The following is a 4,191-nucleotide window of genomic DNA, read 5'->3' on the forward strand; positions in this document are numbered from 1 at the left end:
CCCCAACCCGAACCGCCCCCTGCGCGAGGACCTGGTCCTCCAGGCCTCCCTGGAGGCCTACGGCGGCGTGCGTCGTGAGGGCCGCCTGTCCGACCGCGCGCTGGAGTTCGTCCTGCGCCGCAAGACGCTCCTCTACTCCACCGAACGCCGCGCCGTGGCGGAGCGCGTCTACGCGCTCCTGCGCCGGCAGCGCACCGTGGACTACCTCCTGGAGCACTCGCACCGGAACTTCGAGACGCTGGACGGCACCCGCCAGGACGTCATGCGGCTGGCCACGTCCCGCATCCTCCACGGCGAGGACCCGAACTACGTGTCGCGCACCTGCGGCCTCAGCGGCCAGGACCTCACCGTGCTCGACCGCCTGCCGGACGCCGCCGCTGAACTGGACGCCCTGCCTGAAGCGAAGCGCTTCCCCATCGCCGCGTCGCTGCCGGACTTCCTCGCGGAGAAGTTCCGCGCCGTCTTCGGCAAGGACGCCAGCCGCGCCGCCGAGGCGATGAACGAGCGCGCCCCGCTCTTCGCCCGCGTCAACGCGCTCAAGGGCGACCGCGCCCAGCTCCAGGACCGGCTCGCCGCGGAGGACGTGGAGTCCACGAAGCCCACCGCGCTGTCCCCCTTCGGCATCGTGATGGAGACGCGGCTCAACATCTTCTCGCTCCAGAACTTCAAGGACGGCTGGCTCGAAATCCAGGACGAGGGCAGCCAGCTGCTCGGCATGCTCGTGGACGCGCCGCCCACCCGCGTCGTGGACGCGTGCGCGGGCGCGGGCGGCAAGACGCTCCAGCTGGCCGCGCAGATGAAGAACCGCGGCGACCTGCACGCGCTCGACGTGGACGAGGGCCGCATGGAGGATCTGCGCAAGCGCGCGCGCCGCGCCGGCGTGCACAACGTGCGCACGCAGATCATCCCCCCGGAAGGCCCGGAGGCGGAGGCCGCGCTCGCGCCCCTCAAGGGCCTGGCGGACCGCGTGCTCGTGGACGCGCCGTGCAGCGGCACCGGCACCTTCCGCCGCAAGCCGGACGCCCGCTACCGCCTCACACCGGAGTCCCTGGCGGAGCACGTGGCCCGGCAGAAGGCGCTGCTCGCGCGCTTCGCCACGCTGGTGAAGCCCGGCGGCCGGCTCATCTACGGAACGTGCAGCGTGCTGCGCGAGGAGAACGAGGAGGTGGTGGAGGACTTCCTGTCCCAGCACCCCGAGTTCACCGTGCGCCCCGTGGCCGAAGTGCTGGGCGCGGAGCTGGGCGCGAAGGTGAGCTCCGGCCCGTTCCTGCGGCTCGCCCCGCACACCCACGGCACCGACGGCTTCTTCGGCGCCGTGCTCGTTCGCGCGAAGTAATCCCGCAGTCCCCCCGAAAGGCAGCCTGGCCATGTCGCAAGCCGTCCACTACCGCGTCGCCATGCCCCGCCCGCATGCGCACCTGTTCGAGGTGGAGGCCACCTTCCCCGCCGGGCCCGACACGCTCGACGCGGTGATGCCGGTGTGGACGCCGGGCAGCTACCTGGTGCGCGAATATGCCCGCCAGGTGCAGGACGTCACCGCCACCGGCGACGACGGCCATGCCCTGCCGGTGCGCCGCCTGGACAAGCGCACCTGGCGCGTGGACGCGAGGGGGCAGGCCGTCACCCTGCGCTACCGCGTCTACGCGAACGAACTCACCGTGCGCACCAGCCACCTGGACGGCAGCCACGGCTACTTCAACGGCGCCACCGTGTTCCTCTACACGGAGGCCACGCGCACCCTGCCCCACCGCGTCACCGTGGACGCGCCGCCGGACTGGCGCACGTTCTGCGCGCTGGACGCCGAAGGCAGCACGTTCCTCGCCGAGGACTACGACACGCTGGTGGACAGCCCCTTCGAAGTCGGGCCGCACACGCCGCTCACCTTCACCGTCGCGGGCGTGCCGCACGAGGTAGTGGTCTGGGGCGACAGCGTGCCGGACGCGGAGCGGCTGTGCGCGGACATGCAGCGCGTCTGCGAAGCCCAGGCGCGCATGTATGACGGCCTGCCGCTGAAGCGCTACCTGTTCCTCGTCTACCTCACCGACAAGGGCCGGGGCGGGCTGGAGCACCAGGCCTCCACCGCGCTGCTCTTCCCGCGTCTGTCGTTGTCCATGAACCGGGGCTGGGAGGACTTCCTCACGCTGGTGGCGCACGAGTACTTCCACCTGTGGAACATCAAGCGCGTGAAGCCGCGCGCGCTGGTGCCGTTCGACTACTCGCAGGAGAACTACACCACGCTGCTGTGGGCCTTCGAGGGCGGCACCGCCTACTACGACAACCTCTTCGTGCGCCGCGCGGGGCTGATGTCCGCGTCGCGCTACCTGGCGCGCCTGGGGGAGACGTTCAGCCTGCTGCACTCCACCCCGGGCCGCCGCGTGCAGACGCTCACCGAGGCGTCGCTCGTCAGCTGGGTGAAGCACTACCGCCCCGACGAACACTCGCCCAACAGCGCCGTCTCCTACTACCTGAAGGGCGAGGTCGTCTGCGCGCTGCTGGACCTGGAGGTCCGCCGCGCCACCCGCGACGCGAGGTGCCTGGATGACGTCATGCGGTTGCTGTGGCAACGCCATGGCGACGGCTCCGGCGTGCCCGAGGACGGCGTGGAGCGGGCCTCGAGCGAAGTGGCCGGCGTGGACCTGACGCCCTTCTTCGACCGCGCGGTGCGCTCCACCGGGGACCTGGACTACAGCGTCTTCGAGCACGTGGGGCTGGAGGTGTCCTTCCGCGTGCGCGAAGCCCCCAACGACAAGGGCGGCACGCCGCCGCGCCTCAAGAGCGAGCCCCGGCCGAAGGGCTGGCTGGGCGTCACCCTGCGCGGCGCCGCGACGCTGTCCACCGTGCCGGAGGGCACCCCCGCGCTGGAGGCCGGCCTCTATCCGGAGGATGACGTGGTGGCGTTGGACGGCTGGCGCGTGGACGGCGCGGGGCTCATCTCGCGGTGCGAGGACAAGCGCCCGGGTGAGACGGTGAAGGTGACGCTGTTCCGCCGCGACCGGCTGCTGGAGGTGCCGGTGGTGCTGGGACAGAAGCCCGCGGATGCCGTGTGGCTGCAGCGCGTGGAGCGCCCCACCGACGCGCAGAAGGCCGCGTTCCAGACGTGGCTCGGCGCCCCGTGGGACGAGACGCCGGGCCCGGCGTAGTAGGCTTCGCGGCCCCATGGCCGCACCCGCCTCTGACGCCTGCCCGTCCCATCCCACCGCCACCGCCGGCTGGCGGTGCGAACAGTGCGAGTCCCTGCTGTGCCCCGCGTGCGTGGAGACGCGCCGCATGGGCCCGGTGGAGTACTTCGCGTGTGGGCACTGCCAGGGAACGGCGAACGTGCTGCTGCGCCGCCGCTCGCACCAGGACTTCATGGAGCGGCTGCCGGGCGCGCTGCGCTTCCCCATCACCATCCCGGGCCTGCAGACGCTCGTGGCCGTCAGCCTGGTGCTGGCCGTGCTGCGCACGCTCGGGGTGGGCATCCGCATGTTCCAGGTGCTGCCGCTGATGCTCGCGCTGGGCGTCTTCTGGTCCGCCCTCTTCGCCCTCGTGCGCGGCGCGGCGCGCGGGGACGCGGATCCGGAGCTGCCCGGCTTCACCGACATCGTCCGGGACATGCTGAGGCCCGGGCTGCGCGGCCTGGCCGTCACCGTGGGCGTCTTCCTGCCCGCGCTGGTGCGCGCCCTGTCCCTGCGCGCGCCGTCCGAGCGCTCCGTGCTCGGCTTCTTCGGGGCGCCGCTGAAGACCGTGCTGTCGCCGGCCGCGCTGGAGGATCCGCTCACCTGGGGGCTCGCCCTGGCAGGCTTCCTGTGGCTGCCGTGGGCGTGGCTGCTGGCCGCCGCGGAGCGACCGCTGCTCTCCGCGCTGAATCCCGCCAACGCGCTCCGGTGCATCCGGGCGCTGGGGCGCGACGCGGGCGTCGTGATGGGCGTCTTCGCACTGCTGGCGTTGGTCCACGGGGTGATGCACTGGCGAGCGGAGGTGGTGCTCGACTTCGGAATGTTCTTCGTGTCCCGGTGGATCGCCGAAGCGCTCACCTGCCTCGTGCCCTTCGCCACCGCGAACCTGCTGGGGCTCGTGCTGTACGTGCACGGGGATGTGCTGGGCTACCTGCCCGCGCGCGACGTCCTGGAGCCCGTGCTGCGGGATGCGCGTCCGGAGCGAGGCCCCCAGGCGCTGCGCGAGGCCGCGTCCCCCGCGCCTGTGCCCACC

3 protein-coding genes are annotated in these 4,191 nt (G+C 72.4%); all 3 read left to right on the forward strand.

Annotated features, from left to right (window positions below):
* The first annotated feature begins 19 nt into the window (after positions 1-19).
* Positions 20-1,336, forward strand: a complete 1,317-nt coding sequence (locus tag D7X12_RS39950; protein WP_244225064.1) for an RsmB/NOP family class I SAM-dependent RNA methyltransferase — start codon at positions 20-22, stop codon at positions 1,334-1,336.
* A 31-nt stretch (positions 1,337-1,367) separates the two neighbouring features.
* Positions 1,368-3,140 (forward strand): M61 family metallopeptidase, encoded by a 1,773-nt coding sequence (locus D7X12_RS39955; protein ID WP_120630379.1) that lies wholly within the window; start codon positions 1,368-1,370, stop codon positions 3,138-3,140.
* 16 nt (positions 3,141-3,156) lie between these two features.
* A partial coding sequence (locus D7X12_RS39965; protein WP_158620218.1) for a B-box zinc finger protein occupies positions 3,157-4,191 on the forward strand: 1,035 nt, incomplete at its 3' end.

Origin of the sequence: Corallococcus sicarius, assembly GCF_003611735.1 — a bacterium.
GTDB classification, from domain to species: domain Bacteria; phylum Myxococcota; class Myxococcia; order Myxococcales; family Myxococcaceae; genus Corallococcus; species Corallococcus sicarius.